Genomic DNA, 14031 nt, shown 5'->3' on the forward strand with positions numbered 1-14031 from the left:
GCGCCAGATGACCTTTGACCTTGGCGCGGCCGAGGATTTCTCGCGCGCGGGCTTCTTTGCCTCGCCCGCCAATGCCGAAGCGCAGGCGGTGCTGGCCGATTGGGCGCATTGGCCGCAGAACCGACTGCTGCTGACCGGACCCGAAGGTGCGGGAAAGACCCATCTCGCCCATATCTGGGCCCAGGAGGCCGGCGCGACGCTCCTGATGGCGGCTGCCCTGCCCGGCCTTGACCCGACCAGCCTGCCCCCGCGGCTGGTGGTGGAGGAGGCCGATGCAGTGGCGGGCCGGCCCGCCCATGAGGAGGCGCTGTTTCACCTGCTGAACCATCAGGCCCATTCGGGCGGCCACCTGCTGCTCACGGCGCGGCGGGCGCCGCGCGACTGGGGTCTCGGGTTGCCCGATCTTCTCAGCCGCCTGCAATCCCTCGCCATTGCCCGGCTCGATGCCCCGGACGACGCGCTGCTTTCTGCCGTTCTCGTCAAGCTTTTCGCCGATCGCCAGATCGCCGTGGCCCCGAACCTGATCCCCTATCTTGCCGCCCGCATGGACCGCTCCATCGCCGCCGCGCGCGCGCTGGTTGCCGCGCTCGATGCCCGCGCTCTGGCGCTTGGCCGTCCGGTCACCCGTGCGCTGGCCGCCGAATTGCTGGACAGCACCGGGAACGGGTGAAACACTGTCATGTGAATGACATACTGACCCGGTATCCCCCCTGCCATGACCTTCGCCGATTTCCTCAAAGCCCCCTTCCCCGAGCCCGTCGCCCTGCCCGAGGCCGAAATCGCCGGCCCCCGCCGGTTCTTCAACCGGGAAATCTCGTGGCTGGCGTTCAATTGGCGGGTGCTGGACGAGGCGTCGAACCCCGCCGTGCCGCTTCTGGAACGGCTGCGCTTCCTGTCGATCTCGGCGACCAACCTTGACGAATTCTACACCGTCCGCGTCGCGGGCCTCAGGGCGCTGGTGAAGGCCGGCAACTCCACGCCCTCCGAGGATGGCCGCAGCCCGGCCGAACAGCTGGCCCAGATCCACGCCGACGCGCGCGAGCTGATGCAGATGCAGCAATCGGTGTTCAAGCGCCTGCGCCGCGAGATGGAGACGCAGGGCATCATCCTTGCCACAAGGTCAAAACTGACCGGGCGCGATCTGAAGTTTCTGGAAGATCACTTCCTGCGCAACGTCTTTCCGGTGCTGTCGCCCTTGGCGATCGACCCGGCGCACCCCTTCCCCTTCATCCCCAACACCGGCTTTTCGCTGGCGCTGGAGCTGGAGCGCGAAAGCGACCTGCGCACGCTGAAGGCGCTTTTGCCGATCCCGCAGCAGATTGCCCGCTTCGTGCCACTGCCCGGCCGCGAGGGCGAACACCGCTTCCTGCCGCTGGAAGAACTGCTGCTGCTGCATCTCGACATGCTGTTTCCGGGCTATACCGACCGCGGCCACTGCCTGTTCCGCGTGCTGCGCGACAGCGATCTGGAAGTCGAGGACGAGGCCGAAGATCTGGTGCGCGAATTTGAAACCGCGCTGAAACGCCGCCGCCGCGGCGAGGTGATCCGGCTGAAACTGTCCGCCGGCGCCCCCGACGACCTGCGCGCGCTCATCATGGAAGAGCTTGGCGTCAAGGATGACGAGGCCGTCGAGGTGCGCGGCATGCTGGGCATCGCCGACCTCAAGGAACTGGTGCTGTCCTCGCGCCCCGATCTTCTCTGGCCGCCCTTCACCCCCCGCGTGCCGGAGCGGGTGCAGGACCACGAGGGCGACATGTTCGCTGCCATCAAGCAGAAGGACATCCTGCTGCATCACCCCTATGAAACCTTCGATCTGGTGATCCGGTTTCTGGAACAGGCGGCGCGTGATCCGAACGTGCTGGCAATCAAGCAGACGCTTTACCGCACGTCATGGGACAGCCCCGTCGTCTCGGCGCTCTGCGAGGCGGCCGAAGCCGGCAAATCGGTGACCGCGCTGGTGGAACTCAAGGCGCGGTTCGACGAGGCCGCCAACATCCGCCAGTCGCGGCGACTGGAACGCTCGGGCGCGCATGTGGTCTACGGCTTCATCAACTACAAGACCCATGCCAAGATCTCGACTGTGGTGCGCCGCGAGGGCGACCATCTGGTGACCTATACCCATTACGGCACCGGCAATTATCACCCGATCACCGCCCGCATCTACACCGACCTTTCCTTCTTCACCTGCGATGCCGCGCTCGGGCGCGACGCGACCAAGGTGTTCAACTACCTGTCGGGCTATGTTCAGCCGCAAGATCTTGAAAACATTGCATTTTCTCCGATCACCCTGAAGCCCCGGCTGCTGGAGATGATCGCGCGCGAGGCCGACCACGCCCGCGCCGGGCGGCCTGCGGAAATCTGGGCCAAGATGAACTCGCTGATCGAGCCCGAGGTGATCGACGCGCTTTATGCCGCCTCGCAGGCCGGGGTGAAGATCAGCCTCGTCGTGCGCGGCATCTGCGGCGTGCGGCCCGGCGTGAAGGGGCTTTCCGACAACATCCGCGTCAAGTCGATCGTCGGGCGCTTTCTGGAACATTCCCGCATCGTCTGTTTCGGCAATGGCGCAGGCCTGCCGGGCCGGCAGGCGCGGGTGTTCATCTCCTCGGCCGACTGGATGGGCCGCAACCTGACGCGCCGGGTCGAAACCCTTGTGGAAATCATGAACGACACCGTGAAAGCCCAGATCGTCGGGCAGATCATGGCTGCAAACCTCGCCGACGAGGCGCAAAGCTGGATCCTAGGCCCTGATGGCCGCTACAGCCGCGACCTTGCTCCGACGGATGGCTCTGCCTTCAACTGCCATCGCTTCTTCATGGAAAATCCTTCGCTCTCGGGCCGTGGCACGGCGGGGGCGAAGGATGTGCCGAAACTGACCTGAGGCCGAAATGACCGACGCTGCCCTTCCCGACGCCGACGAAGACCACGGCCCCTTTGGCCGCCCGCTGTTTGATGACCCCTCCGCCCGGGCGCTGTCGCGCGTGGGGGTGGTCGACGTGGGGTCGAACTCGGTCCGGATGGTGGTGTTTGACGGCGCCGCGCGCAGCCCGGCCTATTTCTACAACGAAAAGATCATGTGCGGCCTTGGCAAGGGGCTGGCGCAGACCGGGAAACTCTCGCCCGAAGGCCGGCTGCGGGCGCTGGCGGCGCTGAAGCGGTTCTCGCTTCTGGCCAAGGGGATGGGCATCGAAAGCCTGACCGTGGTGGCCACGGCAGCAGTGCGCGAGGCCGAGGACGGCCCGGCCTTCCAGTTGCAGGTGTTGCAGGACACCGGGCTGAAGATGTGGGTGATCGACGGCGGCGAAGAGGCCCGGCTTTCGGCGCAGGGCGTGCTTCTGGGCTGGCCAGATGCCATGGGCGTGGTCTGCGACATCGGCGGCAACTCGATGGAACTGGCCCGCATCGGCGACGGCAAGGTCGGCAAGCGGGTGTCAACGCCGCTTGGTCCTTTCCGGCTGCAACAGGTGGCAGATACCGCCAAAAAGCGTGCCAGCCATATCGTCCGCATCCTGAAAGACGCGCAGGGCCAGATCAAATCCGAGGGTGAGCGCATCTATCTGGTGGGCGGGTCATGGCGCGTCATCGCCCGTCTCGACATGGAGCGGCGCAACTACCCGCTCACCGTCCTTCACGAATATCGCATGACGCCCAATGGCTTGCTGGACACGATCGACTGGATCGAGGCCGCCGACCTTGCCATTTTGCGCGCCCGCACCGGCACCAGCCCCGAGCGGATGGAGCTGGTTCCTCTGGCCTGCGAGGTGTTGCGCGAACTGATCCGCCTGCTGAAGCCTGCGGAAATCGACGTGTCCTCCTACGGCATCCGCGAGGGGCTGCTTTACGAACAGATGCCGGAAAAGCTGCGGCGGCGCGATCCGCTGATCGAAGCTGCACGGATGTCCGAACAAACGCAGGCCCGCATGCCCGGCTTTGGCAAGAAGCTGTTTGCCTTCCTTGAGCCCCTGTTCAAGGACGCCACCGCTGACCGGCAGCGGCTGATCAAGGCCGCTTGCCTCCTGCATGACACCACCTGGCGCGCGCACCCCGATTTCCGCGCCGAGGCCTGTTTCGACAATGCCACCCGCGCCAACCTTGGCGGGTTGGACCATCCGGGCCGGGTTTTCCTTGGGCTGGCGCTTTTGCACCGCTACAAGAACAGCCGGGCCGGGTCGCGGCTGGAGCCGATGTTCCGCCTCTTGTCCGAGGACGACATCCGCGATGCCGAGGTGCTGGGCAAGGCCATGCGGTTCGGCGCGATGTTCGCCATGGGCGACCCGGCGCAGGCCGGTTCGATCGACTGGCAGCCGAAGAAGCGGCTTCTGGAACTCTGCCTGACCGAAACCGGCCGCGGCCTTTATGGCGAGGTGGCGCAGGCCCGGTTTGCCTCGCTCGCGCTGGCCCTGAAAGCCGCGACAAAGGTGGTGGACGCCTGATGCTGACCTTCGACCATATCGCGATCTCGGCCGAAACGCTGGGCGAGGGTGTCGAAATGGTCGAAGCCGCCCTGGGCGTGGCGATGGCGGGCGGCGGGGAACACCCCTACATGGCCACCCACAACCGGCTGCTTGGCCTTGGCGATCTTTATCTGGAGGTCATTGCCGCAAACCCGGCCGCGCCGCGCCCCGCCTTCCCGCGGTGGTTTGATTTGGACAATTTTTCCGGCAGACCGAGGCTGACGAACTGGGTTGCACGTTCGGAAAGTATAAACGCCGATCTGACGCTTGCTCCGCCCGGCACCGGCATTCCGCTGGCCCTGCAGCGCGGCGACTATCGCTGGCAGATGGCGGTTCCCGCCGATGGCAAGCTGCCCTTTGACGGCTGCTTTCCGGCGGTGATCCAGTGGCAGGGCAGCCTGCACCCCGCCCGCGCCCTGCCCGAAAGCGGGGTCCGTCTGACCCGGCTGGAGATTGCCCACCCCGGCGCCGACGCCCTGCAGGCAGCCCTCGCCCCGCTGTTCCGTGACCCGCGAGTGGAACTCCTCTATGGCCCCGTCAGGGCGCTGCGCGCAACTTTCCAGACCCCGCATGGGGTGCGGGTTCTGGAATGATCCGCCCCGCCACCCCCGCCGACGCCCCGGCCATTGCCGCGATCTGGAATGCGGTGATCCGGGACAGCCTGGCCACCTTCACCACTCTTGAAAAAGACCCGGCCACGCTTGCCGCCCAGATCGCAACCGGCACGCCCTGGTGGGTGGCCTGTGTGAATGATGCGGTGCAAGGTCATGCGACCTATGGACAATTTCGCGGCGGGCCGGGCTACGTCTACAGCATGGAACATTCAATACATCTGTCCAACTCGGCCAAGGGCATGGGCATGGGCCGCGCCCTGATGGCGGCGCTTGAATCCCATGCCCGCGCCCAGGGCGTGCATGTCATGGTGGCGGGGGTCTCCTCGGAAAATCCGGAAGGGCAGGCCTTTCACGCCCGCCTTGGCTATGCCGAATGCGGCCGCATCCTGCAGGCCGGGCACAAGTGGGGGCGCTGGCTCGATCTTGTGCTGATGCAGAAAATCCTGACCTGACAATCCCGCCGGACCCCGCTAGATTGTGCCCATGTCGATCTGGACCCGCATCAGCGCTGCCCTGTCTTCCCTCGCCAAGGGCGAGCCGCTTTCGGTGGTGTTCGACCACCTGCGCAGCGCGCCCGACCCGGAACGCTCGGTCGGCTTCACCATCGCCGTCATTGCGCTTGGCGCCAAGCTTGCCAAGGCCGACGGGCAGGTGAGCAAAGACGAGGTTTCGGCCTTCCGCCGGGTCTTTACCCTGCCCCGCGGCGAAGAGCGCAACGCCGCCCGCGTCTTCAACCTGGCCCGACAGGACGTCGCCGGCTTTGATGCCTATGCCCGCAAGATCGTGGCCATGTTCACCGACAAGGACCACCCCGACAACCGCGCACTGTTCATCGACCTGATCGAGGGGCTGTTTCATATCGCGCTGGCCGACGACATCCTGCATGAGGATGAGGACACCTTCCTAGCCCATACCGCCGAGATCTTCGGGCTGGACGAGCGCTGCTATCGCGCCATCCGCGCCCGTCTGGTCGATGGCACCGAGCGCGATCCCTATGACCTTCTGGGCGTCGGCCATGACGCCAGCCTTGAGGAAATCCGCGCCGCCTGGAAACAGGCGGTCCGCGAAAACCATCCCGACGCGATGATCGCCCGCGGCGTGCCGCCCGAGGCGGTGGTGCTGGCCGAACGCCGGCTCATCGCCATCAACGCCGCCTGGGAGGATTTGCGCGAACGGGCCGCGGCATGAGCAACGCCCTGCGCATTGCAACCTACAACATCGAGTGGTTCAATGCGCTGTTTGATGACCGTGGCCGGCTTTTGGAAGACGGCGAGCTTTCGGCCCGTTATCAGACCAGCCGCCGCGACCAGCTTGGCGCGATTGCCATTGTGCTGACGGCGCTCAATGCCGACGGCATCATGGTGATCGAGGGCCCGGACGAGGGCTCGAAGCGATCGACCGTGCGGGCGCTGGAGGCCTTTGCCCGCCATTTCGGCCTGCGCACCCGCAAGGCGCTGCATGGCTTTGCCTCGGAGACCGAGCAGGAAATCGCCTTTCTCTACGACCCCGACCGTATCACGGCGGCCCATGCCCCCTTGGGGGACCCAGCGCCGTCGGCCGGGGCGCCCGGTGCGCCGCGCTTTGACACCAGCCTGCGCGCCGATCTTGACCTTGACGGCGTGGCCGAGCAGGTCCGGTTTTCCAAGCCGCCGCTGGAGCTGGCGATCAGCGCCGGCGGCCGCCACCTGCGGCTGATCGGGGTGCATGCCAAGTCCAAGGCGCCGCATGGCCAGATGACCGAGGCGCAGTTCACCCGGATCTCCATCGAGAACCGCCGCAAGCAACTGGCCGAATGCCAATGGCTGCGCCGCCGGATCGATGCGCATCTGGACGCCCGGGACAGCCTGATCGTGCTGGGCGATTTCAACGATGGTCCGGGGCTGGACGAATACGAAAAGCTCTTCGGCCATTCCGGGGTGGAAATCGCCATGGGGCTGGACTCCGCACCCGAACACCAGCTTTTCGATCCGCACGCCTGTATGGCGCTGGCCCGGCGCACCGGCATCACCCCGACCACCGCGCGGTTCTGGCTGGCGCCGAGAAAGCGCTATTTCGAGGCGCTGCTTGACTTTATCATGGTCTCGCCCGATCTCGCCGCCCGCCGGCCCGACTGGCGCATCTGGCATCCGTTCAACGACCCCGGCGTCATGGCCGTCCCCGAGCTGCGCGACGCGATCCTGACCGCCTCGGACCATTTTCCGGTGACGCTGGACCTTGCCCTTGATTGAAATGGCGGGCGTTGCGCCCCATATTCGGGGCATGAAGCATCTCATCCTTGCACTTGCGCTTGCCGCCACCGGGCCTGCGATGGCCCAGACCCCTTCGGAAAACGAAGAGGTGGAAGAGGGGTTCAGCCTGATGGAAGAGGGGGCAAAGCTGCTTTTGAAAGGGCTGATGTCCGAGATGGAGCCGGCGCTGGACGAGATGGGCAAGGCCCTGTCCGAGGTGGAACCGGCGCTGAAGGACCTGCAGCCAAAGATGCTGGAATTGTTGGCACTGGTGGATGACCTGACGAATTATCAGGCGCCGGAGCGGCTGGAAAACGGCGACATCCTGATCCGCCGCAAGCCGGAGGCCCCGCCCGCCCCGCCCCTGCCGGCCCCTCCCCTGCCGGAAAGCGCGCCAGAGCCTGCGCCGCAGATTGATCTCTGACCCCTGAAGGAGCCAGCCCTTGCCCTATGCGCCCCAGCCCTCCGGGTTGCTGTCCCGCCTGATCCAGCACGAGGCCTTTGCCGGCGTGCTGATGATGCTCGCCGCCGCCATCGCGCTGGCGCTGGCCAATTCCGGGCTGGCTGATGGCTATCATGCTGTTCTGAATACAAAATTCACCATTGCCCTGGGCGAGGCCGGGCTGTCCAAGCCGCTGATCCTGTGGATCAATGACGGGCTGATGGCGGTGTTCTTCTTCCTGATCGGGCTGGAGCTGAAGCGCGAGATGGTCGAGGGCCGGCTGAAGAACCCGCGCGACGTGATGCTGCCGGGCGTAGCCGCCCTGGGCGGCATGCTGGCGCCGATGCTGGTGTTCCTGGCCGTCACCCGGGCGCATCCCGAGCTGCACGCCGGCTGGGCGATTCCGGCGGCGACCGACATCGCCTTTGCCGTGGGGGTGCTGGCGCTTTTGGGGAAACGCGTACCGCCGGGCCTGAAGATCTTCCTGCTGACGCTGGCCATTCTCGACGACATGGGCGCGATCGTGATCATCGCGCTGTTCTACGGCTCGGGGGTGGATCTGGGGTCTCTGGCGCTGGCCGCCGTGCCGCTGGCCGGGCTGATCGCGCTGAACCTGCGCGGCTCGCACCGCATCGCCCCTTTCCTGCTTCTGGGGGCGGTGATGTGGTTTTTCGTGCTGAAATCCGGCATCCATCCGACGATTGCCGGGGTGGTGACAGCCTTCTGCATTCCACTGACCGACCGGTTCGGCAAATCCCCCCTGCACGCGCTGGAACACGGGCTGCACCCCTATGTGAACTTCGGCATCGCGCCGGTCTTTGCGCTGGCCAATGCCGGGGTGAACCTGTCGGGTCTGGCGCTTTCGGACCTGATCGCACCGCTGCCGCTTGGGATCGCGGCCGGCCTGTTTCTGGGCAAGCAGATTGGGGTGTTCGGCGCGACCTTCGCCATGGTGAAACTCGGCCTTGGCCGACTGCCGCAGGGCACGACCTGGGCGATGGTCTGGGGTCTGTCGATGCTGGCCGGGATCGGCTTTACCATGTCGCTGTTCATCGGCTCGCTGAGCTATGAGGGCGACCAGATGATGAACATGGTCCGGCTCGGCGTGCTGCTCGGTTCGGCCGTGGCGGCAGTGGCGGGCTATGCCGTGCTGCGCACGACCGCGCCCCGCGCGCGGCCTGACTAGCCCCCCACCCCGGCCCTCCCCACGAGGGGGAGGGAGCGCCCCCACCTGCCGGCTTTGGTGATGGTCAGCAGCCCGCCGACGCTGGCCGGGACTGGCGTTCCCTTGTCGCGGTTCACCGGCTCGCTGAGGTCTCGGGGCGAGCAGATGAGGAACATGATGCGGCTGGGCGTGCCGCGCGCGGCCTGACAAGCCCCCCACCCCGGCCCTCCCCACGAGGGGGAGGGAGCGCCCCCACCTGCCCGCCCGAGCGCCGTGTCCGGGTCTGACATCTTGGGGACGGGATAGCGGCGGGCAGGCGGCTGTCGCAGGTTATGGCGTGCAGCGCACGGCAACCCGCAGTGCGGGCTGGGCCCCACCCCGGCCCTCCCCATGCGGGGGAGGGAGTGCCCCACCTGCCAACCCAGGGAATCGCGCCCGGCGCGCAGCCTGAAGGTTCCCCCTCCGACGAGTAAAGGCGAGGTTCCCCGGCCTCCTTCTCCTTGTCGTGACCGCAAGAGCAAAGGCCGCTCCCTCCCCCGCATGGGGAGGGTTGGGGTGGGGCCGGCGTCCGATCAGCCGCGCGCGGCGCGGATCAGGGCGAGGATGTTCTTCGCTGCCTCGGGAATGTTGGTGCCGGGACCGAAGATCGCCTTCACCCCCGCGCCCATCAGGAACTCGTAATCCTGCTGCGGAATGACCCCGCCGCAGATCACCAGAATGTCGCCGGCCCCTCTGGCCCGCAGCGCCTCGACCAGCTTCGGCGCCAGCGTCTTGTGACCGGCGGCCTGGCTCGAGATGCCGATGACATGCACATCGTTGTCGATGGCGTCCTGCGCCGCCTCTTCCGGGGTCTGGAACAGCGGGCCGACATCGACGTCAAAGCCGATGTCGGCAAAGGCAGTGGCGATCACCTTGGCGCCGCGATCATGGCCGTCCTGCCCCATCTTCACCACCAGCATCCGCGGGCGGCGGCCTTCCTCGGCGGCGAAGGTCTCGACATCTTTCTGAATGGCTTCAAAGCCTTCGTCGCCCTCATAGGCCGCGCCATAGACCCCGGCCAGCGTTTTCACTTCCGCGCGGTGGCGGCCAAAGACCTTTTCCATGGCGTCCGAAATCTCCCCGACCGAGGCCCGCGCGCGGGCGGCTTCAACGGCGGCGTCCAAGAGGTTGCCGCCCTGTTCGGCGCGGGCGGTCAGTTCCGCCAGCGCCGCCTGACAGGCCGCCTCGTCGCGCCCCGCCCGCGTGGTCTTCAGCCGCGCCACCTGCGCCTCGCGCACCGCGACATTGTCGATGTCGAGAATGTCGATCGGGTCCTGCTTGGCCAGCTTGTACTTGTTGACCCCGACGATCACCTCGTCGCCGCGGTCGATCGCCGCCTGCCGTTTGGCCGCGGATTCCTCGATCCTGAGCTTCGGCATGCCCGAGGCCACCGCCTTGGTCATGCCGCCCATCGCCTCGACTTCCTCGATCAGCGCCCAGGCTTTTTCCGCCAGCTCATGCGTCAGGCTTTCGACGTAATAGCTGCCCGCCAGCGGGTCGATGACATTGGTGATGCCGGTTTCTTCCTGCAGGATCAGCTGGGTGTTGCGGGCGATGCGGGCCGAGAATTCGGTCGGCAGGGCAATCGCCTCGTCCAGCGCATTGGTGTGCAGGCTTTGCGTGCCGCCCAAGGCCGCCGCCATCGCCTCATAGGCGGTGCGGATGACGTTGTTGTAGGGGTCCTGCTCCTGCAAGCTGACGCCCGAGGTCTGGCAATGGGTGCGCAGCATCAGGCTGGCGGTCTTTTTCGGCGCGAACTCGGACATGATGCGGTGCCAGAGCATCCGGGCGGCGCGCAGCTTGGCCGCCTCCATGAAGAAATTCATGCCGATGGCGAAGAAGAACGACAGGCGCCCGGCGAAATCGTCGACGTTCATCCCCCGCGCCAGCGCGGCGCGGACATATTCGCGCCCGTCCGCCAGGGTGAAGGCCAGTTCCTGCACAAGGTTCGCGCCCGCCTCCTGCATGTGATAGCCGGAGATCGAGATCGAGTTGAACTTCGGCATTTCGGCGCTGGTGTATTCGATGATGTCGGCGATGATCCGCATCGAGGGTTCGGGCGGATAGACATAGGTGTTCCGCACCATGAACTCTTTCAGGATGTCATTCTGGATGGTGCCGGAAAGCTCGGCGCGGGGCACCCCCTGCTCCTCGCCGGTGACAATGAAATTGGCGAGGATCGGGATCACCGCGCCGTTCATCGTCATGGACACCGAGACCTTTTCCAGCGGGATGCCGTCAAACAGGATCTTCATGTCCTCGACGCTGTCGATCGCCACCCCGGCCTTGCCGACATCGCCGACAACGCGCGGGTGATCCGAGTCATAACCGCGGTGGGTCGCCAGATCGAAGGCCACCGAAACCCCCTGCTGCCCGGCGGCCAGCGCCTTGCGGTAAAAGGCGTTGGATTCCTCGGCGGTGGAAAAGCCGGCATATTGCCGGATCGTCCAGGGACGGCCGGCATACATCGTGGCGCGCACGCCGCGGGTGAAGGGCGCGATGCCCGGCATCTCGCCCATCTGCGGCAGGCCCGCCACATCTTCGGCGGTATAAAGCGGCTTGACGGCGATGCCTTCAAGCGTCGCCCAGGTCAGGCTGTCCAGCGGCTTGTCACGAAGTTCCTTGGCGGCGGTCTTTTCCCAATCGGCGCGGGTCGGCATGGTATGTCCTGTCGTGGTTCTGGCGGCAGGCCCCGGGGGTTTTGCACCCCCGGCCCCCCGCAGGATATTTGAGCCAGTATGAAAGACCGGGGCGGTCATTCGAATTCGAGGATCACGTCGTCAACCTTGAGGCTGGCGCCGGCGGCCGCCTTGACGGCCCGGACCACGCCCTTGCGTTCGGCCTTGAGGATGTTTTCCATCTTCATCGCCTCGACCGTGGCCAGCGCCTGCCCCTCCTGCACCTCCTGGCCGACCTCGACCATGATGCGGGTCACAAGGCCCGGCATCGGGCAGAGCAGGAAACGCGAGGTGTCGGGCGGCAGCTTTTCCAGCATCAGCTTGGCCAGTTCGGCCTGGCGGGGCGTGCGGACATGCACCTTCAGATCGGCGCCACGCAGCCGCAGGCGGAAGCCGCCCGAGATCTTGCCGACCTTCATGACCAGAGGCTTGCCGTCGACCATCAGGCGGGCGAGCGGCTGGCCCGGCGCCCAGTCTGACGTCACGCGGCGGGAGGTGCCATCGGCGAAGCTGACTGTGGAGCCTTCGGGATCGGCGGCGATTTTCACGGCATGTTCAACGCCTTGCAGCGTGACCACCCAGTCGTCGCCGACGCGGCGTTCGTGATTGTCGAGCGTGCCGGAAATCTTGGTGCGGCGGATTTCGGCAACCCGGTTCATGGCCGCGGCAGAGGCCGCCACCCGGGCAATGGTTTCGGCGTCCAGCGTCGCGCCGGTAAAGCCCCCTTCGTATTCCTCGGCGATGAAGGCGGTGGTGATGTTACCGGAGGTGAAGCGCGGGTGATCCATCACCGCCGAGCAGAACGGCAGGTTGTGGCCGATACCTTCGACTTCGAACGTGTCGAGCGCCAGCCGCATTTCCTCGATGGCTTCGGCCCGGCTCGGCCCCCAGGTGCAGAGCTTGGCAATCATCGGGTCGTAGAACATCGAAATCTCGCCGCCCTCATAGACGCCGGTGTCGTTGCGGACGATACCGCCCCCGAGCGTCGGGCCTTCGACTGGCGGGCGGTAGCGGGTCAGGCGGCCGATCGAGGGCAGGAAGTTGCGGTAGGGGTCTTCGGCGTAAAGCCGGCTTTCCATCGCCCAGCCGTTGATCTTCAGATCCTCCTGCCGGAACGGCAGCGGCTCGCCATTCGCCACGCGGATCATCTGCTCGACAAGGTCAACGCCGGTGATGAGTTCGGTCACCGGATGTTCCACCTGAAGCCGGGTGTTCATTTCGAGGAAATAGAAGTTGCGGTTGCCGTCGACGATGAATTCCACCGTCCCGGCGCTGGTATAGCCCACGGCCTTGGCCAGCGCACAGGCCTGCTCGCCCATCGCCTTGCGCGTCGCGGCGTCAAGGAAGGGCGAGGGCGCCTCTTCGATGACCTTCTGGTTGCGGCGCTGGATCGAGCATTCGCGCTCGTGCAGGTAGACGCAGTTGCCGTGCTTGTCGGCCAGAACCTGAATTTCGATGTGGCGCGGCTGGGTGACGAACTTTTCGATGAAGATGCGGTCATCGCCAAAGCTCGCTGCCGCCTCGTTCTTCGAGGACTGGAAACCTTCGCGCGCCTCCTGGTCGTTCCAGGCAATGCGCATGCCCTTGCCGCCGCCGCCAGCGGAGGCCTTGATCATCACCGGATAGCCGATCTGCTGGCTGATCTTCACCGCCTCGTCCGCGTCGGCGATCAGGCCCATGTAGCCCGGCACGGTGGAGACCCCGGCCTCCATGGCGATCTTCTTCGAGGTGATCTTGTCGCCCATCGCTTCGATCGCCGGCGAGGGCGGGCCGACGAACACCACGCCTTCGGCCTCCAGCGCGGCGGCGAAGTTCATGTTTTCCGACAGAAAGCCATAGCCCGGATGCACGGCCTGCGCCCCGGTCTGGCGGATGGCCGCCATGATCTTGTCGATCACGATATAGGACTGCGCGGCCGGGGGCGGACCGATATGCACAGCTTCATCCGCCATCTGCACATGCAGCGCGTTGCGGTCGGCATCGGAATAGACCGCCACCGTCTTGATCCCCATCTTGCGCGCCGACTTGATGACGCGGCAGGCGATTTCGCCCCGGTTGGCGATCAGGATTTTCTGGAACATCGGTCTCTCCCTCAGGTCAGCGCCGCCATGGGGCGGGAAATGAAAAAGCCACCCGAAGGGCATCCCCCTCGGGTGGCTGGTGTCGTGGGTCGTGCCGCCGCTTGCGCGGTCAGGTCACGGGAAACAGCGTTACGGGCAGCCGAGCGTGCCCGGGATCTGGCAGGATGCGACGCCGGCAAGGCCGCCGATCGCGGCGCCGGTGAGCAGGTTGTCATCGTTGGAATCGGCAATGGCCGCGCCAAGAGCCGCACCGGCAAGCCCGCGCGAGCCGGGGTCCTGCATGCAGGCCGCAAGGGGGGTGGCGATGATGAGAAGGGCGATGAATTTCCGCAT

General features: G+C 66.0%; 13 protein-coding genes. 10 read left to right on the forward strand and 3 right to left on the reverse strand.

Annotation, left to right across the window (positions count from 1 at the left end; genetic code table 11):
* Window positions 1–7 precede the first annotated feature (7 nt).
* The 10 genes from G4Z14_RS14195 to G4Z14_RS19105 are packed head-to-tail and all read left to right on the forward strand — an operon-like array spanning window position 8 to window position 9107.
* The gene (locus G4Z14_RS14195) at window positions 8–670 is read left to right on the forward strand and encodes a P-loop NTPase family protein (RefSeq protein WP_164627079.1); all 663 of its coding nucleotides are present in this window, start codon (window positions 8–10) and stop codon (window positions 668–670) included.
* A gap of 45 nt (window positions 671–715) precedes the next feature.
* Window positions 716–2878: an RNA degradosome polyphosphate kinase gene (locus G4Z14_RS14200; RefSeq protein WP_164626854.1), complete on the forward strand. Its 2163-nt coding sequence runs from the start codon at window positions 716–718 to the stop codon at window positions 2876–2878.
* Between the two features lie 7 nt (window positions 2879–2885).
* Window positions 2886–4430 carry a Ppx/GppA family phosphatase gene (locus G4Z14_RS14205; protein ID WP_164626855.1) on the forward strand — a complete coding sequence of 515 codons (1545 nt, stop codon included), beginning with the start codon at window positions 2886–2888 and terminating at the stop codon, window positions 4428–4430.
* Window positions 4430–5044: a VOC family protein gene (locus tag G4Z14_RS14210; RefSeq protein WP_164626857.1), complete on the forward strand. Its 615-nt coding sequence runs from the start codon at window positions 4430–4432 to the stop codon at window positions 5042–5044. Before G4Z14_RS14205 ends, G4Z14_RS14210 begins: the two co-directional genes overlap by 1 nt.
* The gene (locus G4Z14_RS14215; RefSeq protein WP_164626859.1) at window positions 5041–5517 is read left to right on the forward strand and encodes a GNAT family N-acetyltransferase; all 477 of its coding nucleotides are present in this window, start codon (window positions 5041–5043) and stop codon (window positions 5515–5517) included. The genes G4Z14_RS14210 and G4Z14_RS14215 overlap by 4 nt, the downstream gene beginning before the upstream one ends.
* Before the next feature lie 31 nt (window positions 5518–5548).
* A complete protein-coding gene (locus tag G4Z14_RS14220) occupies window positions 5549–6253 on the forward strand; it encodes a molecular chaperone DjiA (RefSeq protein WP_164626861.1) in 705 nt (234 codons plus the stop codon).
* Window positions 6250–7293 carry an endonuclease/exonuclease/phosphatase family protein gene (locus tag G4Z14_RS14225; protein ID WP_164626863.1) on the forward strand — a complete coding sequence of 348 codons (1044 nt, stop codon included), beginning with the start codon at window positions 6250–6252 and terminating at the stop codon, window positions 7291–7293. Before G4Z14_RS14220 ends, G4Z14_RS14225 begins: the two co-directional genes overlap by 4 nt.
* A 31-nt stretch (window positions 7294–7324) precedes the next feature.
* A complete protein-coding gene (locus G4Z14_RS14230) occupies window positions 7325–7717 on the forward strand; it encodes an AAA+ family ATPase (RefSeq protein ID WP_164626864.1) in 393 nt (130 codons plus the stop codon).
* A gap of 19 nt (window positions 7718–7736) precedes the next feature.
* Window positions 7737–8921 (forward strand): Na+/H+ antiporter NhaA, encoded by a 1185-nt coding sequence (nhaA, locus tag G4Z14_RS14235; protein WP_227751755.1) that lies wholly within the window; start codon window positions 7737–7739, stop codon window positions 8919–8921.
* A 60-nt stretch (window positions 8922–8981) separates the two neighbouring features.
* Complete coding sequence (locus tag G4Z14_RS19105; RefSeq protein ID WP_265331859.1) at window positions 8982–9107, forward strand: hypothetical protein; 126 nt, start codon at window positions 8982–8984, stop codon at window positions 9105–9107.
* A gap of 365 nt (window positions 9108–9472) precedes the next feature.
* On the opposite strand, the gene scpA is transcribed toward G4Z14_RS19105, so the two are convergent.
* The 3 genes from scpA to G4Z14_RS14250 form a co-directional block, all read right to left on the reverse strand.
* The gene (scpA, locus tag G4Z14_RS14240; RefSeq protein WP_164626866.1) at window positions 9473–11599 is read right to left on the reverse strand and encodes a methylmalonyl-CoA mutase; all 2127 of its coding nucleotides are present in this window, start codon (window positions 11597–11599) and stop codon (window positions 9473–9475) included.
* Window positions 11600–11694: 95 nt separating this feature from the next.
* Complete coding sequence (locus tag G4Z14_RS14245) at window positions 11695–13698, reverse strand: acetyl-CoA carboxylase biotin carboxylase subunit (protein ID WP_164626868.1); 2004 nt, start codon at window positions 13696–13698, stop codon at window positions 11695–11697.
* 129 nt (window positions 13699–13827) lie between these two features.
* On the reverse strand, window positions 13828–14031 hold the full coding sequence (locus G4Z14_RS14250) for a hypothetical protein (RefSeq protein ID WP_164626869.1): 204 nt from the start codon (window positions 14029–14031) through the stop codon (window positions 13828–13830).

The sequence above is a fragment of the Tabrizicola oligotrophica genome, assembly GCF_011008935.1.
GTDB lineage: Bacteria > Pseudomonadota > Alphaproteobacteria > Rhodobacterales > Rhodobacteraceae > Tabrizicola_A > Tabrizicola_A oligotrophica.

Bases quoted from the DNA above. Each gene is read 5' to 3' on its own strand.
- G4Z14_RS14210 (WP_164626857.1), top strand. From the start codon at position 4,430: ATGCTGACCTTCGACCATATCGCGATCTCGGCCGAAACGCTGGGCGAG.
- G4Z14_RS14195 (WP_164627079.1), top strand. From the start codon at position 8: ATGACCTTTGACCTTGGCGCGGCCGAGGATTTCTCGCGCGCGGGCTTC.
- scpA (WP_164626866.1), bottom strand. From the start codon at position 11,599: ATGCCGACCCGCGCCGATTGGGAAAAGACCGCCGCCAAGGAACTTCGT.
- G4Z14_RS14215 (WP_164626859.1), top strand. From the start codon at position 5,041: ATGATCCGCCCCGCCACCCCCGCCGACGCCCCGGCCATTGCCGCGATC.
- G4Z14_RS14250 (WP_164626869.1), bottom strand. From the start codon at position 14,031: ATGCGGAAATTCATCGCCCTTCTCATCATCGCCACCCCCCTTGCGGCC.
- G4Z14_RS14205 (WP_164626855.1), top strand. From the start codon at position 2,886: ATGACCGACGCTGCCCTTCCCGACGCCGACGAAGACCACGGCCCCTTT.
- G4Z14_RS14200 (WP_164626854.1), top strand. From the start codon at position 716: ATGACCTTCGCCGATTTCCTCAAAGCCCCCTTCCCCGAGCCCGTCGCC.
- G4Z14_RS14225 (WP_164626863.1), top strand. From the start codon at position 6,250: ATGAGCAACGCCCTGCGCATTGCAACCTACAACATCGAGTGGTTCAAT.
- G4Z14_RS14245 (WP_164626868.1), bottom strand. From the start codon at position 13,698: ATGTTCCAGAAAATCCTGATCGCCAACCGGGGCGAAATCGCCTGCCGC.
- G4Z14_RS14230 (WP_164626864.1), top strand. From the start codon at position 7,325: ATGAAGCATCTCATCCTTGCACTTGCGCTTGCCGCCACCGGGCCTGCG.
- G4Z14_RS19105 (WP_265331859.1), top strand. From the start codon at position 8,982: ATGGTCAGCAGCCCGCCGACGCTGGCCGGGACTGGCGTTCCCTTGTCG.
- G4Z14_RS14220 (WP_164626861.1), top strand. From the start codon at position 5,549: ATGTCGATCTGGACCCGCATCAGCGCTGCCCTGTCTTCCCTCGCCAAG.